Genomic DNA, 15,215 nt, shown 5'->3' on the forward strand with positions numbered 1-15,215 from the left:
AATGTTCGGCTACGCCGGGAAAATACTCTTTATAGACCTGACCTCCCGGGTCGTTAGAACAGAACCCACGGAGAAGTACGCCGCGGACTTTCTCGGCGGGAGGGGGATAGCGACAAAGATAGCCTACGACCTCATACCAGCCGAGGCAGACGCCTTCGACCCCGAAAATGCCCTCGTAATGATGACCGGTCCCCTGACTGGAGCCGCTCCCTCAAGTTCGAGGATAGACGTCGTCTCCCTCTCCCCGGTCACCAACCTCCTCGGCGGGAGCAGTGCTGGAGGCGACTTCGGGGCGGTTCTCAAGTTCGCCGGCTACGACGGGATAGTCATCACTGGAAAGGCCGAAAAGCCCACTGGAATCCGCATCATAGACGACGAGGTCACCTTCCACGATGCCGAGCACTGCTGGGAGTACGACGTTTACGACACCGTTGACTGCATCAAGAGGCTCGGCAGGGAGGACGTCCAGGTTGCGTGCATAGGAAAGGCCGGGGCAAACCTCGTAAAAACAGCAGGGATAAGCTTCTCAAAGCGCAACCTCGCGGCCAGAGGTGGCCTTGGGGCTGTAATGGGGAGCAAGAACCTCAAGGCGATAGCGGTCGCCGGAACGAAGGGAATAAAGGTCCGGGACACGAAAAGGCTGATGGAGACCAACCTCGAAATCGAACGGAGGATGCTCGAAAGCCCCTCCTTCAAGAAGTACGAGAGCTGGCACGCGAACATCTCGCTCTCCCTTCTCAAGGCACGGAGACCTTATTTCGGCGACTACGAGGAGGAGTTCTGGGAGGAAGCGGAGGAGGCAGCCAAGAACGCCAAGAGGTTCTTCGAGGAGATGGCAAAGGTGAGGCCCAACAGCTGCTTCGCCTGCCCGCTGAGGTGCTGGGCGTGGGTGGAGTATAAAGGCGAAGAGGCTCCCATGGTGGCCTGTCAGGGAACTTTTCCCGCGATAATCTTCATCCTCAAGATAAAGGACCCCGAGCTGGCCTGGAAGGTCTATCTAAGGCTCCAGAAGGAAGGACTGGACATAATGAGCACCGCTGCCGTTATAGCCTACGCATCAAGGGTCGGCCTCGTCAGGCTCGGGAGCGGGGAGATACTGAAGCTCATAGACGAGATAGTGAACCGCGAGGGGCCGGGCAACGTCTTAGCTGAAGGCGTCAAGAAGGCGAGCGAGCACTTTGGAGTTCCAGCGGTCTACGTCAAGGGCGGAATGGAGTCGTGGAGCAGCGACGTAAGGCCTTTCAGGGGCGTCTCCCTCGCCGGAGCGGTCTCTGAGAGCGGGAGCATCAGCAGGGCCATACACGGCTTCCCGGAGTCCTCCTACTACACGAAGCCGGAGAAGGCCAAGAAGGTCGCGAAGGAGATAGTCGGTGACGAGAGCGCCGCCGAACCAAGCAGTTACCGGGGCAAGGCCAAGCTCGTGGCCTACTTCGAGGACGAGCACATAATAGCGGACTCCCTCGGCGTCTGCGACACCCCTATGCTCTCAATCCCCTTAGAGCTGTGGGCGGAGGCACTGAGCGCTGCAACCGGGATGGAGTTCACACCGGAGAAGCTCCACTTCTACGCCGGGAAGATAAGGACGCTTGAGAGGATGTTCAACGTGCGCAGGGGCGTTGACCGGGAGAAGGACACCCTCTCGGAGAGGCTCTTCAGGAGCGTAATCCGCTCCGGCCCCTGGGCCGGAGTTGGCATAGACAGGGAGAAGTTCGAGGAGATGAAGCTTGAGTACTACGGGCTGAGGGGCTGGGACGAGAACGGAATCCCGACAGAGGAGACGCTTGAGAGGTACGGCCTTGAATGGTGATGGCGATGTTCGGCTACACTGGAAGGATACTCTTCGTTGATTTGAGCTCGAAGACGGTAAAAACCGAACCCACCGGGAAGTACGCGGGGGACTTCCTCGGCGGAAGGGGAATAGCGACGAGAATACTCCACGAGGACCCCGATGCCCTAATTTTCATGACCGGCCCGCTGACTTCGTTCGTGCCCTCAGGCTCAAGGATGGATGTAGTTGCAGTATCCCCTGTTACGGGACTTATCGGCGGAAGCAGCACCGGCGGGGAGTTTCCCTCCGCCCTGAAGTTCGCAGGCTACGACGGAGTTGTGGTGACGGGAAAGGCTGAGAAACCCGTCTACCTGAGGATAGAAAACGAGGAGGTCTCGATAGAGAGCGCCGATGGAATATGGGGCCTCAGTGCCTTCGAGACGATAGATGTCCTAACCAGGGGACACCCAGACCTCAAGGTGGCCTGCATAGGCAGGGCAGGGGAGAACGGCGTGAAGTTCGCGGGGATTTCCTTCTCCCACAGGAACCTCGCCTCCCGCGGCGGCCTCGGGGCCGTGATGGGTGCCAAGAAGCTCAAGGCCATCCTCGTCCACGGGACGAGGGGAGCGAGCCCTTATAACCCGCTGGAGCTCATGTCGGTCTTCGAGGAGATACAGGAGAGCATAACCAACAGCGGAGAGTTCCTCCGCTTCAAGAACTGGCACGTGGACTTTGTACCTGTAATACTCCAGCTTAGAATGCCCTACTTCGGGGACTACGAGAGGGAGTGGGAGAAGGCGGAAGAGGCTGCCATGAAGGCTAAGAAGTTCTTTGAGGAGCACACCGTTGGGAGGGCGAGCTGTTTCTCCTGTCCGCTGAGGTGCTGGGGAATCGTCAGCTACAGAGGTGAGACGCTCCCAATAAACCTCTGTCAGGGGACTTTTCCAGCGGTGACTTTCACGCTGAAGGTGGAGGATCCAGAGCTGGCCTGGAGAATATACCGGAAGTGCCAGAGCGAAGGGCTTGACATGATGGCCACGGTTGCCGTTGTAGCCTACGCATCGAGGCTCGGAAAGGTGAGGCTCGGGAGCGAAGAAATCCTCGACTTCATCGAGAGGATCGTGAAGAGGGAAGGAGAAGGCGACGTTTTTGCAGAGGGAGTTAAGAAGGCGAGCGAGCACTTTGGAGTTCCAGCGGTCTACGTCAAGGGCGGAATGGAGTCGTGGAGCAGCGACGTAAGGCCGTTCGTTGGCTCCGCTCTCATCTCTGCCGTTGCCGACTCGGGTGGAGTTAACAGGGCCCTCTACGGATTCCCCGAGTTCTACTACTACGTCAAAAAAGAGCAGGCCGAGAAGATGGCCAGGATGTTCGTCGGAGACGTTGAGGCAGCATATCCGTGGAGCTATTCTGAAAGTAAGGTCCGCTTCGCGGTCCTCTGGGAGAACCTGCACATAATAGCGGATTCCCTTGGGGTCTGCGTCATAGCGCTTTTGACGACCCCACTCAAGCTCTGGGCCAAAGCCTTCAAGGCAGTAACCGGGGAAGGCATAACCGAGGACGAGTTTATGAGAACCGCCGAGAGGATAAGAACCCTTGAGAGGCTCTTCAACCTCAGGCACGGGGACGGAAGGGACGACCTGTCGCCGAGGCTCTTCAAAGGCGAGGTGAAGCTCGATAGGGAGAAGCTTGAGGGGATGAAGAGGCTTTATTATTCACTCCGGGGATGGGACGAGAACGGCGTCCCGACCCGGGAAACCCTTGAAAAGCTCGGGCTGGGTGATTTGGCATGAGGCACGTTATTATAGGCGCAGGCGGGGCTGGAACCGCCGCGGCTGAGACGATAAGGGCCAACTCCGAGGACGAGGTTGTGGTCATAAACAGGGAGAAGACCCTTCCTTACTCGCCGGCGGCCCTGCCCTACTACATAGAGGGGACGGTAAAGGGAAACGAGCTCTTCATCTGGAACTGGCACTTCGTCCGCTCCAACGGCATAGACTACATCATGGGCAGGGAGGTCGTTAAGGTTGACACGGAGGCCAAGAAGGTCATCCTCGACAACGGGGAGGAGATAGACTACGACAGGCTCCTCATATCGAGCGGTGCAAAGCCCAACATAATCCCTCAGTTCAGGAGGGAGAACGTCATAGGCGTCAGAACCCTAGAAGACGCCGAGAGGCTCAGGAAGGTGCGCGGGAGGGCGATAATAATCGGCGCCGGTCCTGTGGCTGTTGAGACCGCGATAGCCCTGAAAAGGCTCGGGGCCGATCCCGTGATAATCTGCCGTTCGAGGATCCTCAGGAGGCTCTTCGACGAGGACATCTCGGACATCATAAGGGACGTGATGATACTGAACGGCGTCAAGGTTCTCTTCGAGAAGAGCATAGACCTAGTGGGCGACCCGGTTGAAGGTGTTAAGGCCCCCTGCGGTGTCATCTACGGCGACATCGTGGTCGCGGCGATCGGCGTGAGGCCCAACCTGAGCTTTCTCGACGGAAGGATAGCCCTGGGAGACAGAGGCGGCATACTCACTGACGAGAGGATGAGGACGAACGTGGAAGATGTGTACGCAGCGGGGGACTGCGCCGAGACGCGCGACCTGGTAACCGGTCGCTACGGCATCTTCGCCATCTGGCCGCTTGCGAGGGAGCAGGGAAGGGTTGCCGGCTACAACATGCTCGGCGTTGAGAAGCGCTACCGCGGTTCGATAAACATGAACATAATAACCATATTCGACAGGGTCTTCGCGTCCATAGGAACTTTCATCGGGGCAAGGAAGGAAGTGTGGCACGGCTCGCACATAGCAAAGCTCTTCATCGAGAACGGCAGGCTGAACGGGGCACAGCTCGTCGGCAAATACGCCCTCCAGTACGCGGGGGCCGTCGAGTACCTCGTCAGGACGAGGAGGCCAGTCAAGATAGACTCGATGAGCGACACGAAGTCCTTCGTGAGGGAAGTCTGGGAGCAGGTCGGGGCGGAGGTCAGTCAAAGGACGCCGTCTTGACCGGGAGTTTTGAGAGCTCTCCCTTTCTTTTTCCGCCGTAGTAGATGTTGAGTACCCCTCTGATGGCCCTTTTGAATATGAAGCCATGTCTCTCAATGAGGTCTTTCAGGAGAACCTTAGGCCTCAGGTAGAAGGAGAGATAAGCCCTCCTCAGCATCTTTGCTATGCCCTCGGGGGTGAAGTGCTCAAGCTTCATCACGGGATCCACGGTTGTGTACCTCCTCCAGTTTCTCGTTAGGAGGAGGTTCCTCTGGACGGCGTATGTCCAGAGCCGCGTCCCTGGGTAGGGGGTCGCTATGGTGAACTGGGCAAAATCAACGCCAACTTTTTTGGCGAAGGCTATGGTGGTGTCAACTTCCTCCCTCGTCTCGTCCGGAAAGCCTATTATGAAGGAGCCAAGCGCCCTCAGGCCTGCCTTTTTAGCTGTCTTAACTGCATCAATGGCCTGCTGTGGGGTTATGCCCTTCCCTATGAAGTCCAGTATCCTCTGGGTCCCGGACTCTACCCCGAAGTAGACCGTGTGACAGCCCCCTGCCTTCATCGCCTTCGCAACCTTCTCGTTGAAGGTATTGACCCTTGAGGAAGCGGTCCAGTGGATGTCAAGGCCCTCCCTCTCTATGGCCTCGGCTATCTCAACGGCCCTGACCTTGTTGAGGGTGAAGGTGTCGTCGAGGAACTCTATCTCCCTCCTACCGTACTCGTAGCGGAGGATCGAGAGCTCCTCTATAACGCGCTCAACGCTGTGACCGCGCCACCTCTTGCCGAACTGGAGCGAGGAGGAGCAGAAGACGCAGTTGAATGGGCAACCCCTGCTCGTCATCACAGTTCCGAAGGGCGTTCCGTCGGCGACGTATTTGTCCATCGGGAGGAGGTCGTAGGAGGGAATTGGAATCTCGTCCACGTTCTTTATTAGGGGCCTCGGGGCCTCGTTCCGTATCTTGCCGTTCTCCTCGCGGTAGGACAGCCCGAGGATGCCCTTCAACGGACGGCCCTTATCGAGTGCCTCAACGAGCTCCTTGAAGGTTATCTCGCCCTCGCCCCTGACAACTGCATCGATGCAGGGACACTCCCTCATCGTCAGCTCAGGTGTGAACGTGACGTGAGGGCCGCCCATGACGACGAAGACGTTTTCGTTGAGGTTCTTGGCTATCTTCGCAACCGCATATGCATCGTACATCGCTGAGGTAGTCGCGGTTATCCCAACCATGTCCGGGTCGTAGCGTTTTATTATCTTCATGACGTCCTCAAACGTCAGCTCCTCGGCTATGCCGTCGATTATCCTGACGTCGTGCTCCTCGCGAACCATCGAGGCGAGGTAGGCAAGGCCTAAGGGGGGACCGGTAGTCCCCACGATCCTTTTTATGGCGCTCTCAGTTGGGGACATCACGAGGAGAATCCTCAATTCCATCATCCCCAGACGTCCGGTTATAGGGTTTGGAAAGGGGTAAAAAAAGTTTGGGTTAAGCTGGAACCTCGATTTCCTCCCCAGTTATCTCGCACTTCCAGAGCGAGGCGATTTTCCTCCACGCCTTGACGTAGCCGACAAGGAAAGGTATCTGAACTATTGGAGTCACCGCTGGAGCGATTGCCATGAGGCCAGTTCCAGCAGCCAAAGCGATTGCCATAGCGGTTCCCTCGTTCTTTCCGACCGAGGTGAAGGTTATCGCCATGTGGTCTTTGTAGGGCACCCCAGCCCCCTTGTCAACGAAGGTCATGAAGAGGAGGGCGATTACGTAGTAGAGGACCAGCGGGATTAACGCTAATCCGACGATGCTGGGCTTGCTGGCTATGAGCCTCGCCTTCTCCATGAAGATGAGGAAGACGATGGTGTACATGCCGAGGAGGGAAATGGCCGGGAAGGCTGGCTTGATCCTGAGGAAACCCTCGGGGCCGAGCTTGCTCATCAGGTAGGCCCTCGTGAGGACGCCGAGTATCATCGGCGTTATGACGACTATGAGGATTGTCTTGACGAGGAGCCAGACCGAGATTGAGACGTGGTAGCTCGATGCAAAGATCTTAAGCCACGCCGGGACGGTGACGATAGCTAAGGTGAAGCTCAAAGCTACAACGATGGTTGCGAGCTCGATGTTACCCCTTGTGAAGCCCGTGTAGGCTATGCTCATCGAGGAGCAGGGGACGACTACCGCTAAGAGAAGTCCGAGGGCGAGCATGTGGTTAACCGGGTGGAAGAGCTCTGTCAGCCATATCGCACCGTACATGATGAGCGGGGAAATTACAAGCCCCATGGTGAGGGCTATGGCTAACTGCTTTCCGAGCTTGGCGCTGTTCTTGAGCTCGCCGAGGCGGAGGTTTATCATCATCGGGTATATCATGCTGATGACTACGAGCATGTTGAGGGTCTTGAGCGTTCCCTTGTAGGCCTCTACGTTGGCGTGAGTTCCTACGTAGAAGCCCGCTATCATGGCGAGCGTCACGTAGACCGGGAGGTACTTGTCGAGGTGGTTCTTAAGCCTGAGCCAGTTCATCTCCTACCACCCCCGCACCTGCACCTGGTCTTTATTATCAGGACGGGCCTGAAGGTCTTCTTCAGCACGCGCATCGTCGTCGAACCGAAGAGCTCGTGCGAGAAGCCCATCTTCCCGTGGCTCGGGAGGATTATGAGGGAGACGTCCTCTTCCTCCGCGACCCTGACTATCTCCTCCCAGGGCTCCCCAAACCTCACAATCGGGGTCACCTTAGCGGCGTTGAACGTCCTCTTGACGTCCTCGACCTTCGCCTGGAGCTTTTCCATTGCCTTCTCCCTGAGCTTTTCCTTTATCTCCTCAAGCTCCATCTCCCCGTTCTTGTAGAGGAGGGAGTAGCCGTTCATGAGCTCCTCCATGGTTCCCTCATCAATGACGTGGAGGAGGACAACTTCACCCACAAGCATCTCGTTGATGCTTTCGAAGCGCTTGGCGGCCTTGTAAGCCCCCTCGCTGAAGTCCGTTGGAAAGAGCACCTTTCTAAACATCTCGCATCACCTCATATGTTTATTTTTTCATTTTAAAGTGAGTTCACCGATTAGGAGCACCTAACCATTTTTAAACTTTTTTGGTCAAAATTGGGTAATAAAGTACACTCAACTCCCGAGCATCCCTTCAACTTCCTTCACAATGCGCGCCGCCGCAAGGCCTATGTCCTCAACAACGTTAACATCGGGATGTTCGTAACACTGGGAGGCCCCCAGCTCCTCTTCGAGGTTTATGTACTCGTCGTAGCGGATGCCGAGCTTTTCGGCGGTCTCCTTAGCGCAGTCCTTGGAGCAGGCGTCTATCAGAAGCACCTTTGAGCGGCCTTCAAGGCACTCCGGCTGGCTCTCCCCAAGCCTCTCAAGGACGACGGCCTTTGCCCTCTCCCCGAGAACCTTGAGCGCCTCCCTAACCACGATCTCCGCGAGGGAGTTGGAGCAGACGAATATGCAGACGGCAGTGCTCATTCTCCATCACCCCCTGCAACGGCGGGAGTACCTGCTGTAACCCTACCCCTGAGGATGTTGAAGAGCCTGACGAAGAATATCATGAGCAGCATGTCGCTGAAGGGTCCGCCGAGGGCGGTTCCAACTGCGGCGAGAGGGCCGAAGGTTCCAATCGCTATCGCCGTCGCCAGCGTCATGTTAGAGCCGGTTGAATAGACGAGGGAGACGTTCTGGTCGAAGGGGAAGCCGAGGGACTTTCCGGAGAAGTAAGCTATGGCCGCGCGCAGGATGAAGTAGACGTTCATTATCACCGCCCCGGCCAGTATGAACTCGGGTCTCTCGGCTATCATCTTTCCATTTATTCCGAAGACTATGGGAAGCATCAGGTACATGCCGAGGAGCGAAACCCCAACGAGCGGTTCTTTGAGCCTCATAAAGGCATCAACCCCTTTCCAGCGCAGAACGGCGTATTTGGTGAGCTGGCCTACGACCAGGGGGGTTATTATGTAAAGGACGAGGGACTTGAGAAGGACCACCATCGGGACCTCAATGACCGTGTGGAGTATGAGCTTCGCGTAAACCGGCATGACGAAGAGCGACAGCAGGAACGTCCAGATGACGCCGACGAGAGTGAGCTGGAACTTGCCGCCGGCCAAATTCGTGAACGCTGGGGCCGAACTCGGGAGCGGTGCGAGGCTTATGAGGACCATCCCCGCGACGAGTCTCGGGTCGCTGTTCGGCAGGAGGGCCAGCCAGAGCTTCAGGAACGCCCACGTCAATGTCGGAAACAGGGCTATGTAAAATAGCGTCACGAGGATGAGATACTTCTTCTTCACTTCGGTGCTCTTCGTGAAGGCCTTCCTTATGTCCATGTAGACCATCGGCTGGAACAGCATCATGAACAGCGAAACGGGGAGCAGCCACTTCAGCGAGATGAAAAGTTCTCTGTGGTAAACCCCCGCATAGCTCGACAGGGCTATGAGGACAAAGACTATGTAAACCATCTTATCCCTCATGAAGGCAACGACTCCCATCTAAACCACCACCTGAGACATTTTTCATACATCCGGTCGAAAAAAATAAAGGGCTCATGCGAGCCAGATGAAGCCGACGACCCTCCCGTCTTTAACGAGCTGGACCTTCGTCCCCCACTTCCCGAACCAGTAGCTGCCGACCTCAAGCTCCTTCGGGTCGAGGTCTTCCCACAGCTCTCCGACTATCTGGTTCTCCACCACGAGGGGAACGTGGAGCACTCCCCTTGGGTTTCTCCATGCGTTGCCCTTGACAGCCTTTTCGAGCAGTTCCTTTGTTTTTGCCTTTATCTCCTCGTAGTCCGGCTCTTTTTCCATCACATAGCCGAACCTCCCAACCTTCCACTTCCATCCGGGAGCACCGAACGGCATCTCAACCACCTCACCGCTTTCTTCAATTTGTAATATCACAAAACTATTTATAAAGTTTTCTATAATATCCTGATTATCAGCCACCAGAAGCGATAAAATTATAAGGATTAACGGGGAAGTATTAAGCGAAGGTGTTGGGAATGCCGAGGTGGATGAGGGCTGATAAAAGCAACCTGAAGGCCCTCATGATGGCGCTCAAGCCCCTTTTGGCTGAGCCTAAGAGGAGCATAATCAGAATTCTGAGTGAAGGCGTGAAGGGCACGAACGAACTATATGAAGCTTTAAAGGAGCGCGGGCTTGAGATGCCGCGTTCAACGCTCTACTACCACCTCTCGGCCCTCGAAGACGCAGGGATAATCGAGATGGCCGGCTACCGCGAGGAGGGCGGCGGCGCCCCGGAAAAGCTCTGGAAGCTGAAGGTCAGGAAGATGGGGATAGACCTCGTTACAGGAAAAATTTTCAAGGAGTGAGCGTGCATATGCACAAGGTTTATATTTGAAAAGACATTCATGAGTGTGGTGGTGAAGATGAGGATCGCGATCCCCGCTGAGGACGATAGAGGTCTTGAGAGCAGCGTCAGCGGCCACTTCGGAAGGGCAAAGTACTTCGTCTTCGTTGATATCGAGGACAACGAGATTAAGGGCCATGAGGTCGTTGAGGTTCCCTTCGAGGAGCACGGACCCGGAGACCTACCGGGCTTCGTGAAGGAGCACGGCGGAGAGGTCGTCTTAGCCTACGGCATGGGAAGGAAGGCTGTGGGCTACTTCAACGACTTTGGAATAGCGGTCGTTACCGGTGCCTACGGACCGATTAAGGACGTTGTTAAGGCCTTTATAGAGCAGGTTCTCGAAGTCGACCCCAACTGGAGGGAAAAGATAGAACGGGAGAAAAAGCACGGGGGAAACTGCGAAAAGCGAGAATAGTCACTCCCCTAAAAGTCCCTTTATGATCAGCTCCGCCGCTTCCTCTTCCGTTAGTCCCTTCGCCATCAGCTGGACGAGCTGGGCCTCGTTTATCCTCCCTATCGAGGCCTCGTGCGTGAGTTCCGCTTTATCGTTCCTCACCCTCAACAGCGGGATCGTCTGGACGTCAGCTTCCCCCTTCACGACCTCGTGGCACTCTACGTGGCCCTTCGCGTAATCTCCCAGACCATAGGCCTCGTTCACGACGTTGACCTTTGAGTTGTCAAACGCTATCACCGTGCTCTTCAGGTCGCCCCTTGAGTGTGCCCCTTCCAGCTGGAGGACTTCCCTTATCTCGACCGAGTCGTCTTTTACAGCTTTAACCTTTGAGGTCATCTCGGCAACGGCCCCATCGCCTAATTTTGCCGTCATCTCAAGCTTAAGCTCCCTCGCGCGCTGCTTCGTGAGCGAGAACTTCCCGGTGTAGCGACCCCCTTTCCCGACTTCCACCTCGGTCCTGCTTATCATCCTGACCCCTTCGCCGTGTATGTGCTCGTCGTCGTAGAGCACAGAGGAGTTCTCGCCGACGCTTATCCTCGATATCGCCTCGTGGGTGAAGTCCTTCGCGTAGGGAAAGATGCAGTGGGAGGTGAACCTCGCCTTCGAGTTCTTTCCAACGGTGATGTTGAACTCAACCCGCTGGTAGCCCTCGCTCTTGAGATAGCCGGTGCAGAGATGGATCGGGAAGGGGAGCTCCACCCCGTCTGCTATCCTTACGTCGGCCCTAACCCCGTTCTCTATCTCCTCGCCCTTTATCTCAACCCCCGGAACGTTGTTGAGGCCGATTATCCTGTCCCCGCTGATGATTATCGCGGCGACCCTGTCCCCGAAGAGCGACGTGTCAAGGCCCTCGCGCTCGTATATATCGAGCAAAGCCTCGTACTCCTTCACGCGATCCACTTTTATCGTCATGGCGACCCCTCCACGAAGAGGCACCTTCCGCAGGTTTTTCTGTAGTAATCAACGACCTCCCGCGAGAAGCCCTTCTTGACGAGCCTGCCGGCGCAGACGAAGTAGGCGAAGTCGGTTTTTCCAGCGATTTCTTCGTGGTGCGTGATTATGATGACTGTCGTCCCGGCCTTTCTAAAGCGGTTTAAGAGCTCCTCGATGAGCTCGCCGGCGGTTATGTCTAAGCCTGAATCGGGCTCGTCTAAGATAGCGTATCTCGGCTTCAGGAGGAGGAGTGAAGCCAATTCAACCCTCTTCCTCTCGCCCCCGCTGAGGCTTTTATCAATGAACCTGCCGGCGTAGAGTTCGTAAGGAAGGCCGACGAGCTCAAGTGCCTCCTTTATCTCGTCTCCATCAACCTTCAGCTTTCCGCCTAGGGTAAGGTACTCCCTGATCCTTATCCCCTCGTAGCGCGCCGGCTCCTGCCAGGCCATGCTCATCCCTAATTTCGCCCTCTCGGTGACGCCAAGTTCCGTTATGTCCCTTCCATCGAGGAGAACCTGCCCTGATGTTGGCTTCAGCTCACCCATCAGGATCCTCGCTATCGTTGATTTTCCCGCGCCGTTGGGCCCGAGTATCGAGTAGGTCATGCCCTCCCTGAAGGTCATGTTTATCCCCTGGAGGATTCTCCTCCCTTCCCGTGAGTAGTCAACGTTTCTCAGGCACAGCATTCCCATCAAAGGGGAATAATATGAATTTAATTTAAGATTTTCTGGACAGAACCGTCCAGAACCTGAGGTTTAGAACCCACTCCAAAAAAGTGCTGCGGGCCGACGCATTCACTTGCAGTCAGCCCTTTCCTCAACCTCGATTATCTTCCTGAGGATGCACTCAAGGTTCCTGAGGTTCTGAAGGAGGCCCTGAAGATGCCTCTTCCTCTCCGGGTCGTTCGCTGAGGATATCATTGACTCGACTATCTCTTCGAGGGGCACGATTTCACGTTCAAGTGTTGCCCTCGGCTGCTTCATAAAGCTCTCAAGGAAAGCCGGGACGGCGGAGAAGTACTTTGTCCTGCCGAGGCGCCTGTAGGTGACCAGGTAGTCCCGCGAGAGCCTGCTGAGGGATATCGATATCGCCGACCTGCTGAGGCCAAGCTCATCCGATATCTCGGAGATGGTCATGGGACGACCTTCCGCCAGAAGGGTTGCGTAGACCCTGCCGTCGGTTGAGCTGTATCCCCACCTGAGCAGGAGCTTTTCCACAATCTCCGTGAACCTCTTCCTCTTAGACTCCACTGGAACCATCGCCGGCCCCCCTGTGCCCTCTAAAAATAATAAACGGTTAATAGATATTTAAAAGTTTGGATAAATCGAAAAAGTTTCATATTTACGACTTGGCAGTTGCTATTATCGCGCCGCCTATCAGTGCAATCCAGGCGCCTATCGTCCAGAAGCCGCCATCGAAGGGCATCGTTATCAGAGATAAGATCACGATGCTCCAGCCGACCGCTGCCGGGCTCTTCTTGTAGTAGTAGGCGATGCCCATGATGATGAGGCTCAGGATTATCTCTGTCCAGCCGACGACGCTGGCGCTGCCGTAGTGCCAGCCGTAGAAGCTACCGCTTGCAAGCACTGCTATACCATCTATCAAGATCAAACAGGCCCCGCAGAGGGCCGTCCACAACCCGGTTTTTGCAGAGGCCATCCCCCTTCACCTCCAGAGGTCTTGTCAATTGATAGTTCTCCCCGTGGTATTTAAACTTTTCGGTTATATATGACATATCAGTCATTTTTGTTATATCCGATAGAAAAGGTTTTATAGTCCTGCCACCAAGTATAGAACGGTGGTGAAGATGGACGGATGGACTGACAAGGATATAGACTCGCTCGCCGAAGTCATTAAAGACCCCATGCCCAAGGCCATGAACACACCCCAGGCGGAATCAGGCAAGAAAGGAAACAACCAGCTCTCAACTGCTCTGGCGGCCTTCAAACTCATCCTGGGGAACCCGCTGTCGAGGGCCCTGTTGAGGCCGATGCTGAAGAGGTACGAGATAAATGGAAGGGAGCTGCCTGCCCTCTACTGGGCGCTCAGCGTCTACGCTGGGGAAAGCCTCAACGAGCCGATGATGATACGCTTCCAGGCAGATGTTCTCAAGCTCCTCCTCAAGCTCGGCATAAAGCTGGCCCACGGAGACGAGGAAGCGGTGAAAGAGGCCCTCCTGAAGGATCCGCACATAAGGCGCGGCATCTGGGTCGTCCTCGAAGGCATAGCCAAGTACGGCGTAACGGTACCGCAGAAGCTCGCAGGGCCGTTCCTCATCGTCTGGAACTTCACCAACATGTGCAACTTCCGCTGCAAGCACTGCTACCAGAGGGCCGACAAACCCCTGCCGAGCGAGCTGTCGCTTGAGGAAAAGCTGATGCTGGTGGATCAGCTCGACCGGGCTGGAGTAGCTGCTGTGGCAATAAGCGGGGGCGAGCCAACCATCCATCCCGACTTCCTCAGGATCGTCAAGGAGCTGTCGAGCAGGGGCATACACACCTCCGTTGCAACGAACGGCTGGACCTTCGCCGACATGGAGAAGCTCAAGAAGGCAGTAGATGCAGGCATCAAATACGTCGAGGTGAGCGTCGACTCGGCAAAGCCGGAGAAGCACGACGAGTTCCGCGGCATTCCAGGGGCATGGGAGCACGCAACGAAGGCCCTCGAAAACGCTGTAAAGCTCGGGGTAAGCCACGGAATGGCAGTGGTGATGGACAAGGACACATACCAAGAGATAGACGACATCCTTGACTTGGCTGAGAGCATAGGGGTGAAGCGCATCATATTCTTCAACCTCGTGCCCACAGGGAGGGCAGAGGACATGGTTAAGGTAGACCTCTCCCCTGAGGAGCGCGACGAGTACATGAGGATAATCTACCGGCAGATGAAGAAGAGGAAGCTTGAGATATTAACCACCGCCCCACAGTACGCCCCCATAACCCTTCAGGAATCCCACGGCCAAAACGTAACTCCAGCACACTTCTACATCGGCGAGAACAGCGCAGTGAAGACCTTAGCGGAGTTCATAGGTGGGTGCGGCGCGGGAAGAATCTACGCGGGCTTAGAGCCTGACGGAACTGTGGTCCCCTGTGTCTTCCTCCCACTGCCGGTAGGCAACGTAAGGCTAAGGCCCTTCAAGGAGATCTGGGAGAACAGCAAAATATTCAACCTGCTCCGCGACAGGAACAACTTCACAGGAAACTGCAAGACCTGCCCCTACAGGAACATCTGCGGCGGCTGCCGCGCAAGGGCCTACCACTACACGGTTGACCTCCTCGGCGACGATCCTGGGTGCATACTCAACAAGAAGCTCTGGGAGGACATAGTGAAGCATGGAAAACCGCGGGCCCTGAGCGAGGTCAACTGGGTTGATGAGAGCGTTGTGATGCGTGGGCCAACGCTCTACGTGCCAAGCTACTACAGCGCCGTCGAGGTAACGACGCAGAAGCTGCTTGAGAGGGCAGGAATAGGGGAAGAGGTCAGTGCGTGATCCCCAACCTATCCAAGGCCTCTAAAACCCCGAGGGGCCCCTCAACCTTTACTATCTTCACGCCAGACGCGTTGAAGATGGCCTTCCCCTTCGGGCAGTCCATCCTGCTGACGACGGCATCGACCCCCAGGCTGACGAGGAACAGGGCCACCTTTGAGCCCGCCCCGTAGGGTTCCCTGCTGTACGGGTTCCCAACGACCTCCACTCCAGCGACCTCCCCGTCCCTAACGAGGACGAGGGTAA

17 protein-coding genes are annotated in these 15,215 nt (G+C 56.1%); 6 read left to right on the plus strand and 11 right to left on the minus strand.

Annotated elements, in window-relative coordinates:
* The first annotated feature begins 1 nt into the window (after nucleotide 1).
* The 3 genes from MVB78_RS04745 to MVB78_RS04755 are packed head-to-tail and all read left to right on the plus strand — an operon-like array spanning nucleotide 2 to nucleotide 4,769.
* Nucleotides 2–1,807 carry an aldehyde ferredoxin oxidoreductase family protein gene (locus MVB78_RS04745; RefSeq protein ID WP_297488510.1) on the plus strand — a complete coding sequence of 602 codons (1,806 nt, stop codon included), beginning with the start codon at nucleotides 2–4 and terminating at the stop codon, nucleotides 1,805–1,807.
* Nucleotides 1,801–3,558, plus strand: coding sequence for an aldehyde ferredoxin oxidoreductase family protein (locus MVB78_RS04750; protein ID WP_297488513.1), 1,758 nt, complete (start codon nucleotides 1,801–1,803; stop codon nucleotides 3,556–3,558). Before MVB78_RS04745 ends, MVB78_RS04750 begins: the two co-directional genes overlap by 7 nt.
* Entirely contained in the window at nucleotides 3,555–4,769 is a 1,215-nt protein-coding gene (locus tag MVB78_RS04755) for an FAD/NAD(P)-binding oxidoreductase (RefSeq protein WP_297488515.1), read from the plus strand. Before MVB78_RS04750 ends, MVB78_RS04755 begins: the two co-directional genes overlap by 4 nt.
* On the opposite strand, the gene MVB78_RS04760 is transcribed toward MVB78_RS04755, so the two are convergent.
* The 6 genes from MVB78_RS04760 to MVB78_RS04785 form a co-directional block, all read right to left on the minus strand.
* A complete protein-coding gene (locus tag MVB78_RS04760; protein ID WP_297488518.1) occupies nucleotides 4,747–6,177 on the minus strand; it encodes a radical SAM protein in 1,431 nt (476 codons plus the stop codon). The two genes, MVB78_RS04755 and MVB78_RS04760, sit on opposite strands and share 23 nt — an antisense overlap.
* 52 nt (nucleotides 6,178–6,229) lie before the next feature.
* Nucleotides 6,230–7,255 carry an arsenic resistance protein gene (locus MVB78_RS04765; protein ID WP_297488521.1) on the minus strand — a complete coding sequence of 342 codons (1,026 nt, stop codon included), beginning with the start codon at nucleotides 7,253–7,255 and terminating at the stop codon, nucleotides 6,230–6,232.
* Entirely contained in the window at nucleotides 7,252–7,740 is a 489-nt protein-coding gene (locus MVB78_RS04770) for a universal stress protein (protein WP_297488523.1), read from the minus strand. The genes MVB78_RS04765 and MVB78_RS04770 overlap by 4 nt, the downstream gene beginning before the upstream one ends.
* A gap of 108 nt (nucleotides 7,741–7,848) precedes the next feature.
* Nucleotides 7,849–8,205 (minus strand): putative zinc-binding protein, encoded by a 357-nt coding sequence (locus MVB78_RS04775; protein WP_297488526.1) that lies wholly within the window; start codon nucleotides 8,203–8,205, stop codon nucleotides 7,849–7,851.
* Nucleotides 8,202–9,218: an arsenic resistance protein gene (locus MVB78_RS04780; protein WP_297488529.1), complete on the minus strand. Its 1,017-nt coding sequence runs from the start codon at nucleotides 9,216–9,218 to the stop codon at nucleotides 8,202–8,204. The genes MVB78_RS04775 and MVB78_RS04780 overlap by 4 nt, the downstream gene beginning before the upstream one ends.
* Nucleotides 9,219–9,272: 54 nt before the next feature.
* Complete coding sequence (locus MVB78_RS04785) at nucleotides 9,273–9,587, minus strand: hypothetical protein (protein WP_297488532.1); 315 nt, start codon at nucleotides 9,585–9,587, stop codon at nucleotides 9,273–9,275.
* Between the two features lie 140 nt (nucleotides 9,588–9,727).
* On the opposite strand from MVB78_RS04785, the gene MVB78_RS04790 reads away from it, so the two are divergent.
* Both MVB78_RS04790 and MVB78_RS04795 read left to right on the plus strand, forming a co-directional pair.
* Nucleotides 9,728–10,057 (plus strand): helix-turn-helix domain-containing protein, encoded by a 330-nt coding sequence (locus tag MVB78_RS04790; protein WP_297488588.1) that lies wholly within the window; start codon nucleotides 9,728–9,730, stop codon nucleotides 10,055–10,057.
* Nucleotides 10,058–10,114: 57 nt separating this feature from the next.
* Nucleotides 10,115–10,510: a NifB/NifX family molybdenum-iron cluster-binding protein gene (locus MVB78_RS04795; RefSeq protein ID WP_297488591.1), complete on the plus strand. Its 396-nt coding sequence runs from the start codon at nucleotides 10,115–10,117 to the stop codon at nucleotides 10,508–10,510.
* Here the strand turns inward: MVB78_RS04795 and MVB78_RS04800 are convergent, their stop codons facing one another.
* The 4 genes from MVB78_RS04800 to MVB78_RS04815 form a co-directional block, all read right to left on the minus strand.
* On the minus strand, nucleotides 10,511–11,461 hold the full coding sequence (locus tag MVB78_RS04800) for a SufD family Fe-S cluster assembly protein (RefSeq protein ID WP_297488535.1): 951 nt from the start codon (nucleotides 11,459–11,461) through the stop codon (nucleotides 10,511–10,513).
* Complete coding sequence (locus MVB78_RS04805; RefSeq protein WP_297488594.1) at nucleotides 11,458–12,168, minus strand: ABC transporter ATP-binding protein; 711 nt, start codon at nucleotides 12,166–12,168, stop codon at nucleotides 11,458–11,460. The genes MVB78_RS04800 and MVB78_RS04805 overlap by 4 nt, the downstream gene beginning before the upstream one ends.
* A 108-nt stretch (nucleotides 12,169–12,276) precedes the next feature.
* The gene (locus MVB78_RS04810) at nucleotides 12,277–12,741 is read right to left on the minus strand and encodes a GbsR/MarR family transcriptional regulator (protein ID WP_297488537.1); all 465 of its coding nucleotides are present in this window, start codon (nucleotides 12,739–12,741) and stop codon (nucleotides 12,277–12,279) included.
* A gap of 82 nt (nucleotides 12,742–12,823) precedes the next feature.
* Complete coding sequence (locus tag MVB78_RS04815; RefSeq protein WP_297488539.1) at nucleotides 12,824–13,141, minus strand: hypothetical protein; 318 nt, start codon at nucleotides 13,139–13,141, stop codon at nucleotides 12,824–12,826.
* A 148-nt stretch (nucleotides 13,142–13,289) separates the two neighbouring features.
* Here MVB78_RS04815 and MVB78_RS04820 point away from each other — a divergent pair, with 148 nt between their 5' ends.
* On the plus strand, nucleotides 13,290–14,972 hold the full coding sequence (locus MVB78_RS04820) for a radical SAM protein (RefSeq protein WP_297488597.1): 1,683 nt from the start codon (nucleotides 13,290–13,292) through the stop codon (nucleotides 14,970–14,972).
* Here MVB78_RS04820 and MVB78_RS04825 read toward each other — a convergent pair.
* The coding region (locus tag MVB78_RS04825; RefSeq protein WP_297488543.1) for a NifB/NifX family molybdenum-iron cluster-binding protein at nucleotides 14,962–15,215 on the minus strand (254 nt) is incomplete at its 5' end. The genes MVB78_RS04820 and MVB78_RS04825 overlap by 11 nt on opposite strands.

Origin of the sequence: Thermococcus sp., assembly GCF_026991495.1 — an archaeon.
Lineage (GTDB): Archaea > Methanobacteriota_B > Thermococci > Thermococcales > Thermococcaceae > Thermococcus.

Excerpts from the sequence above, each read along its gene's own strand:
- MVB78_RS04810 (WP_297488537.1), bottom strand. The coding sequence starts at position 12,741 with ATGGTTCCAGTGGAGTCTAAGAGGAAGAGGTTCACGGAGATTGTGGAA.
- MVB78_RS04795 (WP_297488591.1), top strand. The coding sequence starts at position 10,115 with ATGAGGATCGCGATCCCCGCTGAGGACGATAGAGGTCTTGAGAGCAGC.
- MVB78_RS04805 (WP_297488594.1), bottom strand. The coding sequence starts at position 12,168 with ATGCTGTGCCTGAGAAACGTTGACTACTCACGGGAAGGGAGGAGAATC.
- MVB78_RS04775 (WP_297488526.1), bottom strand. The coding sequence starts at position 8,205 with ATGAGCACTGCCGTCTGCATATTCGTCTGCTCCAACTCCCTCGCGGAG.
- MVB78_RS04770 (WP_297488523.1), bottom strand. The coding sequence starts at position 7,740 with ATGTTTAGAAAGGTGCTCTTTCCAACGGACTTCAGCGAGGGGGCTTAC.
- MVB78_RS04785 (WP_297488532.1), bottom strand. The coding sequence starts at position 9,587 with ATGCCGTTCGGTGCTCCCGGATGGAAGTGGAAGGTTGGGAGGTTCGGC.
- MVB78_RS04815 (WP_297488539.1), bottom strand. The coding sequence starts at position 13,141 with ATGGCCTCTGCAAAAACCGGGTTGTGGACGGCCCTCTGCGGGGCCTGT.
- MVB78_RS04820 (WP_297488597.1), top strand. The coding sequence starts at position 13,290 with ATGGACGGATGGACTGACAAGGATATAGACTCGCTCGCCGAAGTCATT.
- MVB78_RS04765 (WP_297488521.1), bottom strand. The coding sequence starts at position 7,255 with ATGAACTGGCTCAGGCTTAAGAACCACCTCGACAAGTACCTCCCGGTC.
- MVB78_RS04800 (WP_297488535.1), bottom strand. The coding sequence starts at position 11,461 with ATGACGATAAAAGTGGATCGCGTGAAGGAGTACGAGGCTTTGCTCGAT.
- MVB78_RS04750 (WP_297488513.1), top strand. The coding sequence starts at position 1,801 with ATGGTGATGGCGATGTTCGGCTACACTGGAAGGATACTCTTCGTTGAT.
- MVB78_RS04780 (WP_297488529.1), bottom strand. The coding sequence starts at position 9,218 with ATGGGAGTCGTTGCCTTCATGAGGGATAAGATGGTTTACATAGTCTTT.
- MVB78_RS04790 (WP_297488588.1), top strand. The coding sequence starts at position 9,728 with ATGCCGAGGTGGATGAGGGCTGATAAAAGCAACCTGAAGGCCCTCATG.
- MVB78_RS04760 (WP_297488518.1), bottom strand. The coding sequence starts at position 6,177 with ATGGAATTGAGGATTCTCCTCGTGATGTCCCCAACTGAGAGCGCCATA.
- MVB78_RS04745 (WP_297488510.1), top strand. The coding sequence starts at position 2 with ATGTTCGGCTACGCCGGGAAAATACTCTTTATAGACCTGACCTCCCGG.
- MVB78_RS04755 (WP_297488515.1), top strand. The coding sequence starts at position 3,555 with ATGAGGCACGTTATTATAGGCGCAGGCGGGGCTGGAACCGCCGCGGCT.